Here is a 19,559-nt window from a genome sequence, read left to right as displayed (position 1 = left end):
CATGTCGATCGAGACGACCGAGCCGTACGCGGCCGCGGGCGGCCTCGTCCGGGTGTACCCGGCGGATGCCGCTGCCGAGCGACCCACGGCCGCGCTCGCCTGGGCGCACGGCGGCGGGTTCGCCGGGGGCGACCTCGACATGCCCGAGGCCGACTGGGTCGCACGCGCGTTCGCGGCCCGCGGCGTCACGGTCGTCTCGATCGACTACCGGCTCGCGGGCGACGGATGCCGCTACCCGGCGCCGTCCGACGACGTGCTCGCCGCCTGGCGCTGGACGGTCGCGAACGCCGACCGGCTCGGCGTCGACCCGGCGCGTCTCCTCATCGGCGGCGCGAGCGCGGGCGCCAACCTGGTCACGGGCGCCGTGCTGCGCCTGCTCGGGCACGCCGCCGCTGCGGGTCGAGGAGCGCCGGAGGCGCGTCTCGAGACCGCGTGGGGGGATCTCGAGACGCCTCCTCCGTCGGCTCCTCGATCCGCACAGCCGACGCAGGCTCCGCAACCTGCAGAGCGCCTGCCGGCGGGCGTGTTCCTCGCCTATCCGACGCTCCTCGCCGTCCAGCCGGAACCGGATGCCGCACTGCGGGCGATGCTCGACGCGAACCCCGTCGCCGACCGGTTCGGTCCCGACGTGGTGCGTGCCATGTACGAGCACTACCTCGGGGGCGCCGCGGACGACGCGCCGCTGGCCGCCGTGCCCGGACTCGCGACGCCGGCCGACGTCGCCGGCTTCCCGCCCGTGCTCATGGTGAACGACGAGGCGGACGAGCTCCGCGTGTCGGGCGAGGTGTTCGCGGCGACGCTCGCCGCGGCATCCGTTCCCGTCGAGGTCGTCACCGAGCCCGGAACCGAGCACGGGCACCTCAACCGGCCGGGCGAGCCCGCGGCATCCGTCACCGTCGACCGCGTCGTCGACTGGATCGCGGGTCTCGAGGCCGGGGTCTCGAGACGGCCGCGAGCGGCCTCCTCGACCACCACACCTGACCATAGATCCACTCCCACCGAAGGAATCACCCCATGACGAACCAGGCTGCTGCCGACCTCATCGCGCGGTCGAACCGCCTCGGCGCCGACCCGAAGAACACGAACTACGCGGGCGGCAACACGTCCGCGAAGGGCGCCGAGACCGACCCGGTCACGGGTGAGCCCGTGGAGCTGCTCTGGGTGAAGGGCTCGGGCGGCGACCTCGGCACGCTGAAGGAGTCGGGCCTCGCGGTGCTCCGCCTCGACCGGATGCGCGCGCTCGTCGACGTCTACCCGGGCGTCGAGCGCGAGGACGAGATGGTCGCCGCGTTCGACTACTGCCTGCACGGCAAGGGCGGGGCCGCGCCGTCGATCGACACGGCCATGCACGGCCTCGTCGACGCCGCGCACGTCGACCACCTGCACCCCGATTCGGGCATCGCGATCGCGACGGCGGCGGACGGCGAGGAGCTGACCGCCGAGATCTTCGGCGACAAGGTCGCGTGGGTGCCGTGGCGCCGCCCCGGCTTCCAGCTCGGCCTCGACATCGCCGAGATCAAGGCGAAGAACCCGCAGGCGATCGGCTGCATCCTCGGCGGGCACGGCATCACGGCGTGGGGCGACACGTCCGAGGAGTCCGAGCGCAACTCGCTGTGGATCATCGACACCGCGGCGGCGTACATCGCCGAGCACGGCAGGGCCGAGCCCTTCGGCGGCGTGCGCGCCGGCTTCGAGGCGCTGCCCGAGGCCGAGCGGCACGCGCGGGCTGCGGCGCTCGCGCCGACCATCCGCGGACTCGCCTCGACCGACAAGCCGATGGTCGGCCACTACACCGACTCCGACGTGGTGCTCGACTTCCTCGCCTCCGAGAAGGCGCCGGCCCTCGCCGAGCTCGGCACGAGTTGCCCCGACCACTTCCTGCGCACCAAGGTCAAGCCGATGCTCCTCGACCTGCCTGCCACGGCGAGCGTCGAGGAGCAACTGGCGCGCCTGCAGGAGCTGCACGAGGCGTACCGCGCCGACTACCAGTCGTACTACGACGCGCACGCGGGCTCGACCGGCACGTGGCCCGCGATCCGCGGCGCCGACCCGCTCATCGTGCTCGTTCCGGGCGTCGGCATGTTCTCGTACGGCGCGAACAAGCAGACCGCGCGGGTCGCCGGCGAGTTCTACGTCAACGCGATCAACGTCATGCGCGGCGCCGAGTCGCTCTCGACGTACACCCCGATCTCCGACGCCGAGAAGTTCCGCATCGAGTACTGGGCCCTCGAGGAGGCGAAGCTCCAGCGGATGCCTGCGCCTGCGACCCACCAGGGCCGCATCGCGTTCGTGACGGGCGCGGCATCCGGCATCGGCAAGGCCATCGCGAACCGCCTCGCGGCCGAGGGCGCGTGCGTGGTCGTCGCCGACCTCGACCTCGAGAAGGCGCAGGCGGCAGCGGCCGAGCTGGGCGGCACGGATGTCGCGATCGGCGTCGCCGCGAACGTCGCCGACGCCGAGGGCGTGCAGGCCGCGATCGACGCGACCGTCCTCGCGTTCGGCGGCATCGACCTCGTCGTGAACAACGCCGGCCTCTCGCTCTCGAAGCCGCTGCTCGAGACCACCGAGAAGGACTGGGACCTGCAGCACGACGTCATGGCGAAGGGTTCGTTCCTCGTCGCGAAGGCCGCCGCGAAGGCGCTCGTCGAGCAGAGGATGGGCGGCGACGTCATCTACATCTCGTCGAAGAACTCGGTCTTCGCGGGCCCGAACAACATCGCGTACTCGGCGACCAAGGCCGACCAGGCCCACCAGGTGCGCCTGCTCGCGGTCGAGCTCGGCGAGCACGGCGTGCGCGTCAACGGCATCAACCCCGACGGCGTCGTGCGCGGCTCGGGCATCTTCGCCGCCGGCTGGGGCGCCAACCGCGCCGCGACCTACGGCGTGAAGGAGGAGGAGCTCGGGCAGTTCTACGCGAACCGCACGATCCTCAAGCGCGAGGTCGTCCCCGAGAACGTCGCCGACGCGGTGTACGTGCTCACCGGTCCCGAGCTCAGCCGCACCACGGGCCTGCACATCCCGGTCGACTCGGGCGTCGCGGCCGCGTTCCTGCGATGAGCGCGCGCGACGACACGGCCCCGCCCTGCTCGCGAGACGGCGGCGAGCGATGAACGCGGGTGGCGGCGGCGCGGTCGCCGCAGTCGACCTCGGGGCGACGAGCGGGCGCGTGATCGTCGGGCACGTCGACCAGGCGGCCGGGCGGCTCGAGCTCGACCAGGTCGCCCGGTTCCCGAACGGCCCGGTGCGCATGGCCTCCGGGCTGCACTGGGACTTCACGGGCCTCTACCGCGACCTCACGCACGGACTCGCCGACGCGTTCCGTCGCGAGCCCGCCGTGGCATCCGTCGGCGTCGACTCGTGGGCGGTCGACTACGGCCTGCTGAGGGGCGGGCGCCTGCTGGGCGAGCCGTTCCACTACCGGGACGCCCGCAACGAGGCCGCGGTCGAGTCCGTGCATGCCCGCGTGCCGTTCGCCGAGCTCTACCGCCACAACGGCCTGCAGTTCCTGCCGTTCAACACCGTGTACCAGCTCACCGCCGAACGCGATGCGGGCAGCGGATGGCTCGACCTCGCCGACTCGCTGCTGCTGATCCCCGACCTCATCGGGTTCCAGCTCACCGGAGCGACGGTCGCAGAACGCACCAACGCGTCGACGACGGGCCTCGTCGCGGTCGAGAGCGGCGAGTGGGACGACGAGCTGATCGAAACGCTCGGGTATCCGGCATCCGTCTTCGCACCGCTCGTGGACCCCGGCGATTCGCTCGGCGGCCTGCGTGCGGACCTCGCGTCCGAGCTCGGCGCACCCGACGGCCTGGACGTCGTCGCGGTCGGCTCGCACGACACCGCGTCGGCGGTCGTCGCCGTGCCGATGCGCGCCGAGTCCGCCGCGTACATCTCGTGCGGCACCTGGGGTCTCGTGGGCGTCGAGGTCGAGCACCCGGTGACGACGGATGCCGCGCGCGACGCGAACTTCACGAACGAAGGCGGCGTCGATGGGCGGGTCCGGTTCCTGCACAACGTGATGGGGCTCTGGCTGCTCAGCGAGTCGGTGCGCTGGTGGGAGCGGGACGGCGAGGCGATCGACCTGCCCGAGCTGCTCGCGGCCGCGGCATCCGTCACCGGGGCCGTCACGGTGTTCGACGCGAACGACCCGCGGTTCCTCGCGCCCGGCGACCTGCCCGGCCGGATCGCCGAGTGGTGCCGCGAGCACGACGAGCCCGTTCCGCAGTCGCGCGCGGAGTTCGCGCGGTCGATCGTCGAGAGCCTCGCGGAGGCGTTCGCACAGGCCGTGCGGACCGCGTCGATCCTCTCGGGCGTCGACGTCGAGACGATCCACGTGGTGGGCGGCGGCGCGCTCAACGGGCTGCTCTGCCAGCGCACGGCGGACCGCTCCGGGCTCGCCGTGCTCGCCGGTCCCGTCGAGGCGACCGCGATCGGCAACGTGCTCGTGCAGGCGCGAGCGCAGGGCTTCGCGAGCGGCGACCTCGAGGCGCTGCGGGCGCTCGTCGCGAGGGCGTTCGCGCCGAGGCGGTACGAGCCGTCGGCGCGCTGAGCGGGCGTGGGTCGGCGGGTGGGGTCTCGATTCGGCCGCGGAGCGGGCTGCTCGAGCCGCGAGGGCGGGTCAGTGCCCGTGCGCGAGCTGCTGGAGCACGACGACGGCGAGGCCGAGCGCCAGGAGCGCACCCAGTGCGACGAGCTGCTTCCACCAGGGCGCATGCGTGCGCCGCACGGCGACCAGCCCGATGAGCCCGAGGGTCGCGAGGTAGAGGATCGACGCGATGCGCAGGGCGGGCTCGAGCTCGAGCACGCCGAACGCGGCGAGCGCCAGGATGACGAGCGGAGCAGCGGCCGACGCGATCGCCGTCCCGGAGACGCGGAGCATCCGCCCGAACTCGGCGCGGTCCGGGAACGCGCTGTGGACGGCGACGTGGGCGACCACGCCGGCGACGAACCCCGCCGCGGTGATGGCGACGATGCCGATGAGCAGGGTGACCGTGGCGCGGACCGGACCGACGTGCTCGACGTTCTCGAGCTGCACGAGCACGATAGCGAGCCCGGTGAAGCTCGCGTAGACACGCTCCCTGAGCGCCTCGGTCAGCTCCTCACGCGGTCGCTGGGGCCGCTCGGGGTGCCGGCGGTGCGCCCGGCCGTGGCGCGCCGGATGCCCGACCACCTCTGCGCCGTGCACGTCGATCGCATCGGGCCGGCCCGCCGCCGCGTCGCCGTCCGCAGCAGCCCCGGCCGCCCCCTGCTCCATGGGCGTCACGGTAGCACCGCCGCCCGACGATGCGACATCCGCTCTGCGAGGATCGACGCATGACCGCAACCCGGCCCCTCCTCGTGACCGTGCCCGGTGCGACGCTGCGTCGCGCGCTCGAGCAGACGCCGGGCGGCGTGCCCGACGGCGTCGAGCTGGTGGAGTGGGATCTTGCGGGGCCGCCTCCGGCCGCGGCATCGGGACGCCGGATCGACATCGTGGTGCCGCCGTACATGGGCGCATCGGCGCGGTTCGGCGTGCTCGACGGCGTGGAGGTCGGGCTCGTGCAGTCGCAGTCGATCGGGTACGACGACGTTCCCGCCGCGCTGCCCGCCGGGCACGTGTTCGCGAACGCGGCATCCGTGCACGAGACCTCGACCGCCGAGCTCGCGGTCGGACTCGCGATCGCCGCGCAGCGGGGCCTCCCCGACTTCGTGCGCGCCGCCGCCGAGGGCCGCTGGGCGCCGGCGCGGCACGCGAGCCTCGCCGACCGTCGCGTGCTGCTCGTCGGCTACGGCGGGGTGGGTCGCGCGATCGAGGCGCGGCTGGCGCCGTTCGAGGTCGAGCTGACCCGCGTCGCGAGCCGCGCGCGCGACGACGAGCACGGCCACGTTCACGGCATCGACGAGCTGCCGGCGCTGCTGCCGGAGGCCGAGATCGTGGTGGTGGTCGTGCCGCTGACGGATGCCACGACCCGCCTCGTCGACGCCGGCTTCCTCGCCGCGCTCCCCGACGGCGCGCTCGTGGTCAACGTGTCGCGCGGGCCGGTCGCCGACACCGACGCCGTCCACGCCGAGGCCGCGACCGGACGCCTGCGCTTCGCGCTCGACGTCACCGACCCCGAGCCGCTGCCCGACGGCCACCCGCTGTTCGCGCTCCCGAACGTGCTGATCTCGCCCCACGTGGGCGGCGCGACGACCGCGATGATGCCGCGGATGGCGCGATTGCTCCGAGACCAGATCGAGCGGATGCGGCGCGGCGAGGAGCCGCGCAACGTCGTGCTCCGCACCTGACCATGCGCCCCACCGAGAGGACACCACCGCATGCCGCAGTTCGACCACGCCTTCGACTGGGTCCGCCGCCACGTGGACGACGACCGGCTGCCGACCGCCGTGCTCGGCGTCGCGACCGCGGAGGGCGCGGTCGCGCTCGACGCGTTCGGCGCGGCATCCGTCGACGACCACTACCCGCTGTTCTCGATCACGAAGCCGATCGTCGGGCTCGCGGCGCTTCGGCTCGTCGAGCAGGGGCGGCTCACGCCCGAGACGCCGCTGACGCGCGCGATCCCCGCGTTCGGCGCCGGACGCGACGACGTCGTACGTCTGCGGCACCTCGTGAGCCATACGTCGGGCATCGTCGAGCCGCCGCTCGACACTCCGCGCGGATTGCGCCCGTCGCTACTGGCGGGCGGCCGCGACTTCGCCGCCGGCAGCGTCTCGCGGTACTCCACGATCGCGTTCGAGGGCGTCGCGGCGCTCATCGAGGATGCGTCGGGCGCGCCGTGGGAGCGGGCCGTCGCGACCGTCGCCGAGCGAGCGGATGCCGCCGGCCTGACGTTCGACGACGTCTCGCCGCACGCGCCCCTGGAGGCGGCCGAGCAGGGCCTCGACTGGCCGCGGCTGGCGTCGCTGCGGCATCCGGGCGCCGGGCTCTTCGGGCGCGCGGCCGACCTCCTCGCGGTCGGCAGCGCGCTGCTGCGGAGCGACGGGTCCCTGGTCTCGCCGACGACGCGCGACGCGATGCTCCGCCCGCTCACCGCGGGCCTGCCGAAGCTCGAGCCCTACCCCGCCTCGCGCGGCCAGGACTGGGGCTTCACCTGGAACCTCCGCCACTCGGCGCCCGGGCTGCTCACCCGCGACACGTTCGGCCACGGCGGATGGGCGGGCACCGAGTTCTGGATCACGCCCTCGCTCGGCGTCTGCTTCGTGCTGCTCACCAACGTCGGGGGCGGCATCACCCGGCTCGGGCTCGACGCCGACGAGCTGCACAACGCGGTGGCGGCCGCGGCCTGACCCGTAGGCCGGTGCGGGTCAGCCGGCGACGCGTGCCGACACCTGCCACGCCCCGCGACGCACGGCGCGCTCGAGATCCCATGCCCGCGACGGCAGGTCCTTCGCCGAGACCGACACCGACACCGCGCCGACGACGCGTCCGGCGGGGCTGCGCACGGGCGCCGCGATGCACGCGAGCTTCGGCAGGTACTCCTCGACCTCGACGGCGAGCTGCTGGGCGCGCACCTCGTCGAGTTGGTCGCGGAGCTTCGCGGCATCCGTCACGCTCGACGCCGTGAGCCGGGCGGCGCCGCGCCGTTCGAGGAACCGGGCGACCGCCGCGTCGTCGCGCGACGCGAGCATGAGCTTGCCGAACGCCGTCGTGTGCGACGCCTCGGCGAACCCCACGTGCAGCTGCCCGATGCGCGGATGCTCCGGCGAGTCCGCGATGTGGGCGACGGCGATGTCGTCGCCGCGGAACACCGTGAGGTAGGCGGGCGCATGCACGGCGTCGTGCAGGGCGCGCAGCACGGCCCGCACCGGGTCGGTGGCGACGAGCTGCACCTGCAGCGCCCGGCCGAGCTCGTCGACCGAGCGCCCGAGGATGTAGCGGTGCTCGCCCGGCTGGCGGGCGAGGTAGTCCTCGTGCTGCAACGTCGCGAGCAGCCGGTAGGCGGTCGACTGACCGAGCCCGAGCCGCTCGGCGATCTCGGCCGCGGTGAGCCCGGTGGGTGCGGCGCCGACGAGTTCGAGGATGCGCAGTGCGCGCTCGGCCGACTGGATGCCTGCGCCGGCCCGGCGCTCCCCTGCGCTCATGCCCCGATGCTACGCCGCGCGACCGGCGGCGTCCCCGGCCGGCGCCGACGCGGGCCGTCGACTCCGGCCCGCGATTCGCACATAGTGCGAAACGGGGATGACGCGACGCCCCGAAGGCGCGCAGCGTGGGTTCCGCGGGCACCGCGGCATCCGCTCGCCCGCCCCACCGCCTGCCGGCACGAGACGCGCGCAGGCCCGACGCACAGAGAGGTGCACCGATGTCCAAGATCCTCATCCTCACCGGCGACGCAGCCGAGACCCTCGAGGTGTTCTACCCCTACCACCGCCTGCAGGAGGCGGGCTTCGAGGTGCACCTCGGCGCGCCCGAGGCGCGGAGGCTGCAGTTCGTCGTGCACGACTTCGTCGACGGGTTCGACACCTACACCGAGAAGCCCGGCCACACCTGGCCGGCGGATGTCGCGTTCGCCGACGTCGACCCGGCCGACTACGTCGCGATCGTGGTGCCCGGCGGGCGCGCGCCCGAGTACATCCGCAACAACGTGGATGCGAAGCGCATCGTGCGCCACTTCTTCGAGGCGGATGCACCGGTCGCGGCCACCTGCCACGGGCCGCTGCTGCTCGCCGCGGCCGGCGTGCTGCAGGGCCGCACCTCGTCGGCGTACCCCGAGCTCGCCGTCGACGTCGAGACGGCCGGCGGCGTGTTCGAGAACGGCGGCGGCGTCGTCGACGGGCGGCTCGTCACGGCCCGCGCGTGGCCCGACAACGGCACCTGGATGAAGGCGTTCCTCGAGGTGCTCGAGGCCGCGGGCGTACGCGCCGACGCCGAGCTGGCGGGCGCGTCGGCGAGCTGACCCGGCGGACCCGGGCGAACGGCCGGGCGCGGCGCGCCGGGGATGCCGCGCTCGCCGTTCCCACCGGGCTCGACGGTGGCGTCGCTACGATCGAGGTGACGCCCACGACGGAAGGTCCTCATGGCCGCTACGGCAGAACCCCGGGTCGCGCTCTACTTCGACTTCGACAACATCGTCATCTCCCGGTACGACCAGCTGCACGGCGACAGCTCGTACCGCAAGGACACCTCGCGCAGCAAGGCGGTGTCGCCCGGCACGAAGGCGGCCGAGCGCCTCAAGGAGGCGACGGTCGACGTCGACGCCGTCCTCGACTTCGCCGCCACGTTCGGCACGATCGCCATCGCTCGCGCGTACGCCGACTGGTCGACGCCCGTGAACGCGAGCTACCGTGGCCAGCTCATCGACCGCGCGGTCGACCTCGTGCAGCTCTTCCCGCTCTCGGCGACGAAGAACGGCGCCGACATCCGCCTCGCGGTCGACGCGGTCGAGGACATGTTCCGCATCGAGGACCTCACGCACATCGTGGTCGTCGCGGGCGACTCCGACTACGTCGCGCTCGCGCAGAAGGCCAAGCGGCTCGGCCGGTACGTCGTCGGCATCGGCGTCGCGGGCGGCACGAGCCGCGCGCTCACCGCCGCCTGCGACGAGTACGCCGACTACGATGCGCTGCTGGCGACGGATGCCGCGGTGCGCGAGGACGAGGACGAGGCCGCGTCGCGCGCCGTCGACGCGAAGTCGTCGGCGCGCGGTGCGCCGCCGGTCACGGAGCGGGCGGCCGAGCCGGTCGATCGCGCGGCCGAGCCGGTCGCGGAGCCGGCGGCACCCGCGCGGCGCCGGCGCGCCTCGTCGAAGTCCGTGACGGAGGCGGCCTCTGCCGACGCTGCGGCAGAGGCCCCCGCGTCGAAGGAATCCGCCGCACCCAGGACGTCGACCAAGGCCGTGCAGTTCGTGGCCCCGGTCGAGCCCGGCGCCGCGGACGAAGCCGCGGCCGGCACCACGCGCAATCCGGGCCGGCTGCTGCTCAAGGCCCTCGAGCTGCTGCGCGCGAAGAACGACGAGGAGTGGCAGTCGTCGGGCTCGGTGAAGAACCAGATGCTGCGCATGGACCCGTCGTTCCAGGAGCGACGGCTCGGGTTCGCGTCGTTCACCGACTTCCTGAAGTCGCGTGGCGGCGTGGTCGAACTCGACGAGACGGCCGGCCAGAACCGCGTGCGGATCCGCCCGAAGAAGGGCTGAGCTGGGCAGGCCGTCGGCGCGGGATGCCCGTCAGCGATCGGAGTCCGGCTTGCCCGACGGCCCGTAGATGATGATCGCCGCGATCGGGATGATCAGGAACCACAGCCACGACCAGGCGAACCCGCCCGCGAAGCCGAACAGGAAGAACAGGGCGACCGCGAGGAACGGCGTGAGCGCCATGACGGTGTCGCCGGCGCGGCCGCCGAGGGCGCGCGAGGTGCGGGCCGGTCGGGCATCGGCCGGCGACCAGCCGGGTGCCGGCGGCGGCGCCAAGGTCGAACCCGGCGTCCCGGTCGCCGCCGAGGCGGTCGGGCTCGCGGCCCAGGGTTCGGACTCCCATGACGGCCCGGCCGAGGGGAGGTCGGTGAAGAGCGGGGCGAGGTCGCCGCGGGTCACGGCGGCGCGGGCCGCGGCGGCGCGCTCGTCGTATTCCGCAGAGGTGAGCCTGCCCTCGACGTGGAACTCCGAGAGGCGCGTCACGGCCTCCTCGCGTTCGGAGGTGCTGAGTCGCTCCTCGGGCCGGTCCGGGTTCGCGTATCCGCTCATGCGCCCAGCGTGCCTGATTCGGGCGCGGTGCGGAAGGCCGAACGGCCCGTCAGCTCCCGACGCCGGTGGCGTTCGCGCCGGGCTCGTCCTCCGTGCCGTCATCGAGCGCGCTGCTCTCGTCGGGGACGCCGGGGACCCGGCCCTCCTCGGTGGGCGGGGGCTCGATGTCGTACGAGGACATCTCCTCGGGCGGGGTGTCCCGGTCGCCTTCGCGCGGGAGGTCGGCATCCTCTCCCGGGTGGGGCGTGTTGATGTCGGACATGGCGGCCTCCGCTTCCCGGCGCCCTGGTGCGCCGTGGCCTCAGTCTGTTCCAGCAGCCGGCGCGACGGCAGGGGCTTGCGGCGGCGTGCGGCGGCCGGTAGCGGCATCCGCTCACCGCGCTGTGGTCTGACCACATCTGGTACCCTGTGGTCAGACCACAGTGGCGTGACGAGGAGACGGCATGGGCGACGACGCATCCGCCCGCTCGATCGAGCCCCGCGCCTGGCAGGCGGTGCTCGAGCACGTCGAGCGGCAGCTCCTCGACGGTGAGCTCTCGCCCGGCGACCGTCTCCCGGGCGAGCGCCAGCTCGCCGCCGACCTGGGCGTCGGCCGCTCGAGCGTGCGCGAGGCGCTGCGGGTCCTCGAGGTGCTCGGCCTCATCCGCACCCACGCGGGCTCGGGCCCCAACGCGGGTGCGATCATCATCGCCACGCCCGGCGGCGGCATGAGCGCGCTCATGCGCCTGCAGGTCGCCGCGGCCGGGTTCCCCGTCGCCGACATCGTCGCGACCAGGCTCGTGCTCGAGGCGCACGTCGCGGGTGCCCTCGCGGCGGCATCCGCTCGCGACCCACGACCCGATCTCGGCACCGCCGAGCGGCTGCTCGACGCGATGGACGACCCCGCGTTGAGCCCTGCCGAGTTCCTCGCGCTCGACGCCGCCTTCCACCTGGCCCTGGCCGAGGCATCCGGCAACCAGGTCGTCACCGCGACCATGGCCGGACTGCGCAGCGGCATCGAGGGGTACGCGCTCGCGGGCCTCGATCGCATCGCCGACTGGCCCGTCACGTCCGCACGACTCCGCTCCGAGCACCGCGGCGTCGTCGAGGCCATCAGGGCAGCGGATGCCGCGGCGGCCCGAAGCCGCATCCACGACCACATCTCGGCGTACTACGCCGAGACCGCCCCAGATGGCGCCATGGCCGCGCCGAGCACCCCCGAGGAGCACCCACGATGGTGAAGCGCCAGTTCCCCGACCCGCGCGAGCTCGCCGAGCTCATGAAGTTCAAGCGCCCGACCCTGAACCCCACCGACCGTCGACTCGAGAAGGCGCTCACGATCGCCGACCTGCGCGACATCGCCAAGCGCCGCACGCCCAAGGCGCCGTTCGACTACACCGAGGGGTCGGCCGAGGCCGAGATCTCGCTCGCGCGGGCGCGCCAGGCGTTCCTCGACATCGAGTTCCACCCGTCGATCCTGCGGAACGTCCCCGAGGTCGACACGACCCGCGAGGTGCTCGGCGGCACGAGCGCGCTGCCCTTCGGCATCGCCCCGACCGGCTTCACCCGCATGATGCAGACGGAGGGCGAGGAGGCCGGAGCCGCCGCCGCGGGCGCGGCCGGCATCCCGTTCACGCTGTCGACGCTCGGCACGACCTCGATCGAGGGCGTGAAGTCCGCGAACCCGAACGGCCGCAACTGGTTCCAGCTGTACGTCATGAAGCAGCGCGAGATCTCGTACGGCCTCGCCGAGCGCGCCGCCGCTGCCGGATTCGACACCCTCTTCTTCACGGTCGACACGCCCGTCGCGGGCGCGCGCCTGCGCGACAAGCGCAACGGCTTCTCGATCCCGCCGCAGCTCACGCTCGGCACCGTGGTCAACGCGCTCCCGCGGCCGGCGTGGTGGATCAACTTCCTCACGACGCCGAAGCTCGAGTTCGCGTCGCTCTCGTCGACGGGCGGCACCGTCGGCGAGCTGCTCGACTCGGCGATGGACCCCACGATCTCGTTCGCCGACCTCGACGTGATCCGCGAGATCTGGCCGGGCAAGATCGTGGTCAAGGGCGTGCAGACCGTCGAGGACGCCAGGCTCCTCGCGGGCACCGGCGTCGATGGCATCGTCCTCTCGAACCACGGCGGCCGCCAGCTCGACCGCGCGCCCGTGCCGTTCCTGCTGCTGCCCGACGTCGTCCGCGAAGTCGGGAGCGACCTCGAGGTGCACCTCGACACGGGCATCATGTCGGGCGCCGACATCGTGGCATCCGTCGCCCTCGGCGCCCGCTTCACGCTCGTGGGCCGTGCCTACCTCTACGGCCTCATGGCAGGCGGCCGCCGCGGCGTCGACCGGACGATCGACATCCTGCGCAGCGAGATCGTGCGCACCATGAAGCTGCTCGAGGTCGCCACGCTCGACGAGCTCACCCCGAAGCACGTGACGCAGCTGACCCGTCTCGTGCCGGTCGCCCGGCCGACGGCGCTGGCGGCCGAGGCGGTGGCCGAGCGGATGCCGGTGCAGCTGTGACCGCGGCCGCCGCCGGCGCGACGCGACGGTTCGCCCTCGGGTCGTACACTCCCGACGGACCGGCACCCGGCCTGCACCTCGCGGAACGTTCGGAGGCGGGCGAGTGGCGCATCGTCGCGTCGGCGACGACGTCGAACCCGTCGTTCGTCGCGCGCTCGGGCGACCTGATCTTCGCCGTCGCCGAGGACGCGTCGGGGTCGGTCGCGAGCTTCCGCATCGACGGCGACGCGCTCGAACTGGTCGACTCGGTCGAGCACGGCGAGGCGCACCCGTGCCATGTGACGGTCGACGCGGCATCCGGCGTGCTGCTGGTCGCGAACTACGGCGGCGGGTCGGTCACGGCGGTGCCGTTCGACGCGGCGGGCGCGCTCGGGCGGCCGGTCACCCTGCCACTGCCCCACCGCACGGGGCCGGTCGCCGACCGGCAGGACGCCCCGCACGCGCACCAGCTCGTGCCCACCCCGTGGGGCACGCACCTCGTGAGCGACCTCGGCGGCGACGCGATCCACGAGCTCGTCGCCGAGTCGGCGGGTACGGCGGGCACGGCGACCCGTCGAGAGGCTCAGGGCGGCGCGGATGCCGCGGCGCCGGCGCTCCGCATCACCCGCACGATCGACGTCGCCCCGGGCACCGGGCCGCGCCACATGCTCGTGCGCGGCGGGCTGCTGCACGTCATCGGCGAACTCGACGGGCTGCTGCACACGTTCGAGGTCGATGCGGCCACCGCCCGCGCGGCCGGCACCGAACCGGCGGTCGTGCGGCCGCCCGCGAGGGCCGACGACGTCGTGCAGCCGTCGCACCTCGACGCGAGCCCGTCCGGCCGGCTGCTCACGGCGCTGATCCGCGGCCGCGACTCGGTGAGCGTGTTCGACGCGACCCTTCGAGGGCCTCAGGGCGGCGCCGATGCCGCGCGCCCGCGCCTGGCATCCGAGCACCCGATCGGCGCTGCGTGGCCACGCCACCACGCGCACCTCGACGACCGCACGGTCGTGATCGCCGCGCAGGAGGGGAACGCGCTCGTCGAGGTCGACCTCGTCACGGGCGCGGCGCGCCGGGTGCTCGAGCTCACGTCGCCGACGTGCGTGCTGCCGCTCGACTGACCCGTCGCGGAAGGCCCGCGTAGCGCGGCACCCGCTCGGCGTACCGCGCGTACTCCGCCCCGAACCGGTGCCGGAGCTCGCGTTCCTCCACCATCGAGCCGCCGAAGTGCTCGAGGAGCACGGCCACCGGCAGCGTGGCGGCGATCCACCGGGACCCGCGCAGCAGGCCGATGCCGAGGTGGATGAGCCACCATCCGAAGTACATCGGGTGACGGCTGAACGCATACGGCCCGGTGGCGACGATCGACTCGGGCTGCTCGAGCTGGAACGCGCCGGCGGTCCGACGGCGACGTTCGGCGAGCGCCCACGCGTTCAGTGCGCAGCCCGCGGCGAGCGCCGCGGATCCTGCCGCTCGGTGGACCGCCGGCCGGCCGGGAATCGGCGCAGGACGCGCGTGCTCGAGCACGAGCACGAGGACCGCGCCGATCGCCGACCCTGCGGGGAGCGGGAGGTTCTCGTAGGCCGCCAGGGCCCGCCGGGCGAGGTTCCACCTCATGACGCGCGCGCCGGTTCCCGCGGGAGCGACCCCGCCACTGCGCCGAGCACTGCGATGCCCATGAGCCCGATGCTAGCGACCGCGTCCGGCCGCGGCATCGGGAGAATCACCCATTCACACGCGACCGCGACCCGCGACGCGCGACCGCCGATGCGGGGTTCGGGAGCGGGCCGGACTCCGCGCCGGCGTCGACTCACCAGCTCGTGACCAGCAGGTGCTGCACGACGAGCGCGAACCCGAGTTGCCCGGCGAAGCCGTACCGCCGCCACCGCTCGGAGAGCAGTGCCGTGCCGAGCAGCAGCCACGGGACGAAGGGCAACCAGATGCGCTCGACCTCGGCCTTGCTCATCTGGGACGAGTCGGCTGCGGCGATCGTCAGCACGGCGCCGAGTGCGAGCAGCACGATCACGCGCTCGCCCGCGCCGAGGGATCGCCATGACGCCGCCCCGCGACCTGCCATCGCGACGGACGCGCCCACCATCGGTCCGGCACTGATCGCCAGCGCCGCGAGGTTCGCCCACCACCAGTACGTGAACTGCCGGCGGCTCGCGACGCCGTCCCAGTAGCGTTCGACGAGCACCGGGAACGCCTCCCACCACGCGAAGCCGAATGCCCAGAACCCGAGCACCACGGCGAGCGCTGCCGCTGCCGCGATCGGCATCGGCCGCCAGTCCCGGCCGATCACGAGCACCGTCACCGCGAGGATGCCGAGCAGCGGCAGCCCGTACGACAGCATCACGCAGTAGCCGAGCAGCAGGCCGGCGAGGAGGCTCCATCCCGCCATCGGCGCCGTCGTCCGGGCGGTGGCGGCGAACCCGAGCGCGCACAGGCCCCACGCGGCGACGGCGGCGAACATGCCGTCGGCCGAGACCGCGAACCAGATCGCCGCGGGTCCCATGGCGAGGAACGGCGCAGCGCGCCGCGCCATCTCCTCGGCGCCGAGTCGCCGCAAGAGCACGAGGACGGCGATCGCGGCGGTCGCACCCAGCAGCAGGACGACGAGGCCGGCGGCCAGGCCGCCGCCGAGGCCGAGGCGGACGAGCACCACGAAGAACAGCAGCGCCCCCGGCGGGTGCCCGGCGATGTGCACGGGCCAGTTGTCCTCGGAGTCGAGGGGGATGTGCGCGATGTAGTCGCGCAGCGTCGCCGGGAAGTCGGTGACCTCCCGTGCAGTGCCGAGATATTCGTAGGGGTGCTCGAGGACGGCGCCGATGCCGTCCCACCCGTCGACCGTCGCCAGGCTCACCATCCACGCGACCCCGGCCGCGTAGGCGACCGCCAGCAGTGCCCCCCAACGCAGGCGACGCGCGAGCGCCGGGCCGTACGCCGCAGCGAGCACCGCCAGCAGGAGCGCGGGCGCCGAGCCCGGGCCGAGCCGCGGCATCCACTCGGCATGCAGCGGCGGGAACGAGCGGATATTCATGTCCTGCCCGAGCAGCGGCGGCACGATGATCGCGAGCGGGATCAGGCCGAGCGCGATGCCGAGCCCGATCCACGGCACCGCCGCAGCGAGGATCCGCCCGCGCCGCCCGCGGGTCTCTCCGTCCGAGACCCGGAGCCCGGCATCGTGACGCGCCGATCCGGATGCCTCGGCGGCGGCATCGTCGGACGATCGAACGGGTTCGGTGGGCACCCTCCGAGACTACGGAGCACGGGCGAGCGAGCGTAGGGGTGGACAGGTTACGGAACGCGGAACGCGGGCCGAGCGCTCGGTGCGCGTCGCCGAACCGTAAGGTCCGGGCACTCCCGCCGGCCGGCGGGTCGTGCTCCACTGGAGGCATGGCCGGCTTCACGGAACGCGCGTCAGCGCGGATCGCCGAGCGCCTCGAGCCGCTCGCGCGCAGCGCGGGCTCGACCGCATCGGATCCCGTGAAGTCGCCGCGCACGACCGTCGTCGTCGGCCGGCTCCTCGGCGCGGCGTTCCTCGTGTGCTTCGCGACCGGACTGTTCAGCCATGTGCTGCAGGACCCGATCCCGGGGGTACCCCTGCCCACCCGGCCGGTGGAGCTCTACCGGGTCACGCAGGGCGCCCACGTGATCAGCGGCACGATCGCCGTCCCGCTGCTGCTCGCCAAGCTGTGGACGGTGTACCCGCGCCTGTTCACTTGGCCGCCGGTGCGGTCGGTGGGGCACTTCCTCGAGCGCGCGTCGATCGCGGTGCTCGTCGGCGTCTCGCTCGTCGAGGTCACGATCGGCCTGCTGAACCTCGTGCAGTGGTACGTGTTCCCGTTCCCGTTCCGCGCGACGCACTTCGCCCTCGCGTGGGTGCTGATCGGCGCGCTCGCGATCCACCTCGGCGTGAAGCTGCCGGTCATCGTCCGCGTGTGGCGACGACAGCCCGGCGACCGAGCGGATGCCGCGGGGCGGTTCGTGTCGCGGCGCGGATTCCTCGGCGCGGTCGGCGCGGCCGCGGCATCCGCCGTCGCCCTGACCGCGGGCCAGTCGGTGCCCGCGCTCGCACCGCTCAACGTGCTCGCGCCGCGCCGCATGGGCGTCGGCCCGCAGGGGCTGCCGATCAACCGGACGGCCGCGCAGGCCGGTGTGACCGAGACGGCCGTCGCGCCCGACTGGGTGCTCACGGTCGCGACGCCGGCGGGCTCGCGGGACTTCACGCTCGACGACCTGCGAGCGCTCCCGCAGTCGGAGGAGGTGCTGCCGATCGCCTGCGTGGAGGGCTGGAGCCAGTCGGCGACCTGGCGCGGCGTGCGCCTCGTCGACCTGCTCGCCGAGGTGGATGCCGCCGAGCCGACGACGCCGCTGCGCTTCGAGAGCCTGCAGGAGCGCGGCGCGTTCGCGCGGACCGAGATGCCGCCGGAGTACGCGCGCGACCCGCTCACCCTCATCGCGCTCGAGCTGAACGGCGGCACGCTGCACGTCGACCACGGCTACCCGGCGCGCGTGATCGCTCCCGCACGCCCGGGCGTGATGCAGACGAAGTGGCTGCGACGGATCGAGGTGACGGCATGAGGGCGGCGCGCGGCATCCTGATCGCGGCCGGGCTGGGGCTCGCCGCGTTCGGCGGGTTCCTGCTGCTCACCGAGGTCGCGCCGTCGCGCTGGCTCGGCGTCGCGGTGTGGGTGGGCGCGGCGATCCTGCTGCACGACGGCGTGGTCGCGCCGGTGGTCGTGGCCGTCGGCCTCGGCGCGGCGCAGGTGCGCGAGCGGTTCGGATTGGGCGATCGCGGTGTCGCGGTGGCGCAGGGCGCGCTGCTCGTCGGCGCGATCCTCACGGCGGTCGCGGTGCCGGCGCTCGTCGCGTCGACGCTCGGCAATCCGAACCCGACGATCCTCGTCGGGTCCTACGGCATCGCGCTCGCCGTCATCTGGGCGGTGCTGATCGTGGTCGCCGGGATCGCGCTGCGCGTCTCGCGCACGGCGGTGCGCCGCGCGGAGCGAGCCGCGTGAGCTGAGCGCGTCGCCCGCACGAAGTGACGCCCCGCGGCATCCCAGTGCTCCGCGACGGCGAGGCCCGCGCCGGCGGCGAGCGACACGATCGCCGACCGGCCGACGCGCGCCCAGGGGAACGGCGAGCTCTCGCGGCCGTCCGCATCGACGAGCGTGCAGTGGTGGTCCACCACCGTGAGCTCGGGGTCGGCGTCGACCTCGACGAGCACCTGTCCGCGGCCGGTGATGAGCTCGGCGCAGCGACGGAGCAGCGCGCGCGGGTCTCCGCCGATGCCGATGTTGCCGTCCATGAGCAGCACGCTCTGCCAGCGTCCCTCGAGCGGGAGCCGGTCGAACACCGAGCGCTGCAGGGCGAGCCCGCCTGTCAGTCGCGCCCGTTCGACCGCGTGCGGCATGACGTCGATGCCGAGCGCGGGCAGCGATCGGGCGTCGGCGGCGTGCAGCATCCGCCCTGGCCCGCAGCCGACGTCGAGCAGGGGACCCGTTGCCCGGTCGAGCACGGTCAGGTCGGCGTCGCCGGCGGGACCCACCCAGCTCGCGGCGTCGAGCCGGTGCGAGGAGCCGTCCGCGCTGCGGAGCGACAGGGCCGCCTCGGCCCGGCCCTCGAGGAGTCGCACGTACGGCTCGCCCCGACCGGCACCGAAGCCGGCGTGCTCGCGCGGCACTCCGACGTGCGCGGTTGCGCCCGGGCCGGTCATCGCAGGCCCCCGGTGAGCTCGCGATGCAGCCGGGCGAACCGGGTGCCCGGTGCGACCGAGGCGACGGATGCCGCTGAGGCGACCGTGTCCACGTCGGTGAGCTCGCCGAGCAGTCCGACGGCGAGGCCGGCCGCCTCGAGCCGCTCGAGCTGCCGCCGCCCGGTGTCGTCGCGTGACATCGGCACGCCGCGGATCGGCGCACCGTCGGGCTCGCGCATCGCGAGCGCCCAGAAGCCGCCGTCGGCGGCAGGCCCGATCCAGGCTTCGACGGCGGCATCCGGGTCGCCGACGCCGAGCGCCGCGGCGACATGACCGGCCGTCAGCTGCGGGGTGTCCATGCCGACGAGCAGCGTCGGCTCGTCCATCGCGTCGAAGAGGCGTGCGAGCCGCTCGTCGAGCTCGCCGGGCGACTGCGCGAGCACCTCGAAGCCCAGCGCGGCCTCGGGTACCGCGTCGCCGTCGTAGTAGAGCACGCGGTGGTCGACGGGCAGCGCCGCGACGGCCTCGAGCGTGTCGTCGAGCGCTGCCGAAGCGAGTGCGGCGGCCTCCTCGGGCGTGAACGGCGGGGTCAGCCGTGTCTTCACGCGACCCGGGCGGCACTCCTTGGCGATCACGGCGACGGCGGTCATCGGCGGCCCCCTGCCGCCGAGGCCACGGCCACGGCCACCGCCCGGGCCACCGCGCCGGCCGGCCGGATCTCGCC

The 19,559-nt window shown here is 74.1% G+C and carries 20 protein-coding genes; 12 read left to right on the top strand and 8 right to left on the bottom strand.

What is annotated here, in order from left to right; translation table 11 throughout:
• Position 1: 1 nt before the first annotated feature.
• From ACULK4_RS01140 to ACULK4_RS01130, 3 genes are read left to right on the top strand one after another with little or no spacing between them, the layout of a single operon-like run.
• On the top strand, positions 2–1,018 hold the full coding sequence (locus ACULK4_RS01140) for an alpha/beta hydrolase (protein ID WP_445964089.1): 1,017 nt from the start codon (positions 2–4) through the stop codon (positions 1,016–1,018).
• A complete protein-coding gene (locus ACULK4_RS01135) occupies positions 1,015–3,057 on the top strand; it encodes a bifunctional aldolase/short-chain dehydrogenase (RefSeq protein WP_445964088.1) in 2,043 nt (680 codons plus the stop codon). Before ACULK4_RS01140 ends, ACULK4_RS01135 begins: the two co-directional genes overlap by 4 nt.
• Positions 3,058–3,106: 49 nt before the next feature.
• Complete coding sequence (locus tag ACULK4_RS01130) at positions 3,107–4,552, top strand: rhamnulokinase (protein WP_445964087.1); 1,446 nt, start codon at positions 3,107–3,109, stop codon at positions 4,550–4,552.
• Between the two features lie 69 nt (positions 4,553–4,621).
• Here the strand turns inward: ACULK4_RS01130 and ACULK4_RS01125 are convergent, their stop codons facing one another.
• Positions 4,622–5,257, bottom strand: coding sequence for a hypothetical protein (locus ACULK4_RS01125; protein ID WP_445964086.1), 636 nt, complete (start codon positions 5,255–5,257; stop codon positions 4,622–4,624).
• Between the two features lie 59 nt (positions 5,258–5,316).
• On the opposite strand from ACULK4_RS01125, the gene ACULK4_RS01120 reads away from it, so the two are divergent.
• Both ACULK4_RS01120 and ACULK4_RS01115 read left to right on the top strand, forming a co-directional pair.
• Positions 5,317–6,270: a 2-hydroxyacid dehydrogenase gene (locus ACULK4_RS01120; protein ID WP_445964085.1), complete on the top strand. Its 954-nt coding sequence runs from the start codon at positions 5,317–5,319 to the stop codon at positions 6,268–6,270.
• Between the two features lie 30 nt (positions 6,271–6,300).
• Entirely contained in the window at positions 6,301–7,269 is a 969-nt protein-coding gene (locus ACULK4_RS01115) for a serine hydrolase domain-containing protein (RefSeq protein WP_445964084.1), read from the top strand.
• A gap of 18 nt (positions 7,270–7,287) precedes the next feature.
• Here the strand turns inward: ACULK4_RS01115 and ACULK4_RS01110 are convergent, their stop codons facing one another.
• Entirely contained in the window at positions 7,288–8,064 is a 777-nt protein-coding gene (locus tag ACULK4_RS01110; RefSeq protein ID WP_445964083.1) for an IclR family transcriptional regulator, read from the bottom strand.
• 218 nt (positions 8,065–8,282) lie between these two features.
• Here ACULK4_RS01110 and ACULK4_RS01105 point away from each other — a divergent pair, with 218 nt between their 5' ends.
• A complete protein-coding gene (locus ACULK4_RS01105) occupies positions 8,283–8,876 on the top strand; it encodes a DJ-1/PfpI family protein (protein ID WP_445964082.1) in 594 nt (197 codons plus the stop codon).
• 120 nt (positions 8,877–8,996) lie between these two features.
• Positions 8,997–10,112, top strand: a complete 1,116-nt coding sequence (locus tag ACULK4_RS01100; protein WP_445964081.1) for an NYN domain-containing protein — start codon at positions 8,997–8,999, stop codon at positions 10,110–10,112.
• A gap of 30 nt (positions 10,113–10,142) precedes the next feature.
• Here ACULK4_RS01100 and ACULK4_RS01095 read toward each other — a convergent pair whose 3' ends face one another.
• Both ACULK4_RS01095 and ACULK4_RS01090 read right to left on the bottom strand, forming a co-directional pair.
• Positions 10,143–10,658, bottom strand: coding sequence for a DUF1707 SHOCT-like domain-containing protein (locus ACULK4_RS01095; protein ID WP_445964080.1), 516 nt, complete (start codon positions 10,656–10,658; stop codon positions 10,143–10,145).
• A 49-nt stretch (positions 10,659–10,707) separates the two neighbouring features.
• Positions 10,708–10,920, bottom strand: a complete 213-nt coding sequence (locus tag ACULK4_RS01090; protein ID WP_445964079.1) for a hypothetical protein — start codon at positions 10,918–10,920, stop codon at positions 10,708–10,710.
• A gap of 181 nt (positions 10,921–11,101) precedes the next feature.
• On the opposite strand from ACULK4_RS01090, the gene ACULK4_RS01085 reads away from it, so the two are divergent.
• From ACULK4_RS01085 to ACULK4_RS01075, 3 genes are read left to right on the top strand one after another with little or no spacing between them, the layout of a single operon-like run.
• Entirely contained in the window at positions 11,102–11,878 is a 777-nt protein-coding gene (locus ACULK4_RS01085) for a FadR/GntR family transcriptional regulator (protein ID WP_445964078.1), read from the top strand.
• Positions 11,872–13,158, top strand: coding sequence for an alpha-hydroxy acid oxidase (locus ACULK4_RS01080; protein WP_445964077.1), 1,287 nt, complete (start codon positions 11,872–11,874; stop codon positions 13,156–13,158). The genes ACULK4_RS01085 and ACULK4_RS01080 overlap by 7 nt, the downstream gene beginning before the upstream one ends.
• The gene (locus ACULK4_RS01075; protein ID WP_445964076.1) at positions 13,155–14,258 is read left to right on the top strand and encodes a lactonase family protein; all 1,104 of its coding nucleotides are present in this window, start codon (positions 13,155–13,157) and stop codon (positions 14,256–14,258) included. Before ACULK4_RS01080 ends, ACULK4_RS01075 begins: the two co-directional genes overlap by 4 nt.
• On the opposite strand, the gene ACULK4_RS01070 is transcribed toward ACULK4_RS01075, so the two are convergent.
• Positions 14,224–14,754: a methyltransferase family protein gene (locus tag ACULK4_RS01070; protein WP_445964075.1), complete on the bottom strand. Its 531-nt coding sequence runs from the start codon at positions 14,752–14,754 to the stop codon at positions 14,224–14,226. The two genes, ACULK4_RS01075 and ACULK4_RS01070, sit on opposite strands and share 35 nt — an antisense overlap.
• Before the next feature lie 193 nt (positions 14,755–14,947).
• The gene (locus tag ACULK4_RS01065; protein WP_445964074.1) at positions 14,948–16,387 is read right to left on the bottom strand and encodes a hypothetical protein; all 1,440 of its coding nucleotides are present in this window, start codon (positions 16,385–16,387) and stop codon (positions 14,948–14,950) included.
• 146 nt (positions 16,388–16,533) lie between these two features.
• Between ACULK4_RS01065 and ACULK4_RS01060 the strand changes: the two genes are divergently transcribed.
• Together ACULK4_RS01060 and ACULK4_RS01055 are read left to right on the top strand one after the other, a co-directional pair.
• Positions 16,534–17,721 (top strand): molybdopterin-dependent oxidoreductase, encoded by a 1,188-nt coding sequence (locus ACULK4_RS01060; protein WP_445964073.1) that lies wholly within the window; start codon positions 16,534–16,536, stop codon positions 17,719–17,721.
• Positions 17,718–18,158, top strand: coding sequence for a hypothetical protein (locus ACULK4_RS01055; RefSeq protein ID WP_445964072.1), 441 nt, complete (start codon positions 17,718–17,720; stop codon positions 18,156–18,158). The genes ACULK4_RS01060 and ACULK4_RS01055 overlap by 4 nt, the downstream gene beginning before the upstream one ends.
• Here ACULK4_RS01055 and ACULK4_RS01050 read toward each other — a convergent pair.
• Both ACULK4_RS01050 and ACULK4_RS01045 read right to left on the bottom strand, forming a co-directional pair.
• Positions 18,053–18,856: a class I SAM-dependent methyltransferase gene (locus tag ACULK4_RS01050; protein ID WP_445964071.1), complete on the bottom strand. Its 804-nt coding sequence runs from the start codon at positions 18,854–18,856 to the stop codon at positions 18,053–18,055. The genes ACULK4_RS01055 and ACULK4_RS01050 overlap by 106 nt on opposite strands.
• Positions 18,853–19,485, bottom strand: a complete 633-nt coding sequence (locus ACULK4_RS01045; protein WP_445964070.1) for a TIGR04282 family arsenosugar biosynthesis glycosyltransferase — start codon at positions 19,483–19,485, stop codon at positions 18,853–18,855. Before ACULK4_RS01045 ends, ACULK4_RS01050 begins: the two co-directional genes overlap by 4 nt.
• Positions 19,486–19,559 lie beyond the last annotated feature (74 nt).

Source organism: Agromyces selenitireducens (genome assembly GCF_052748465.2).
The sequence above is the reverse complement of the archived record's forward strand: the minus strand, read 5'-3'. Positions and strand labels throughout refer to the sequence as shown.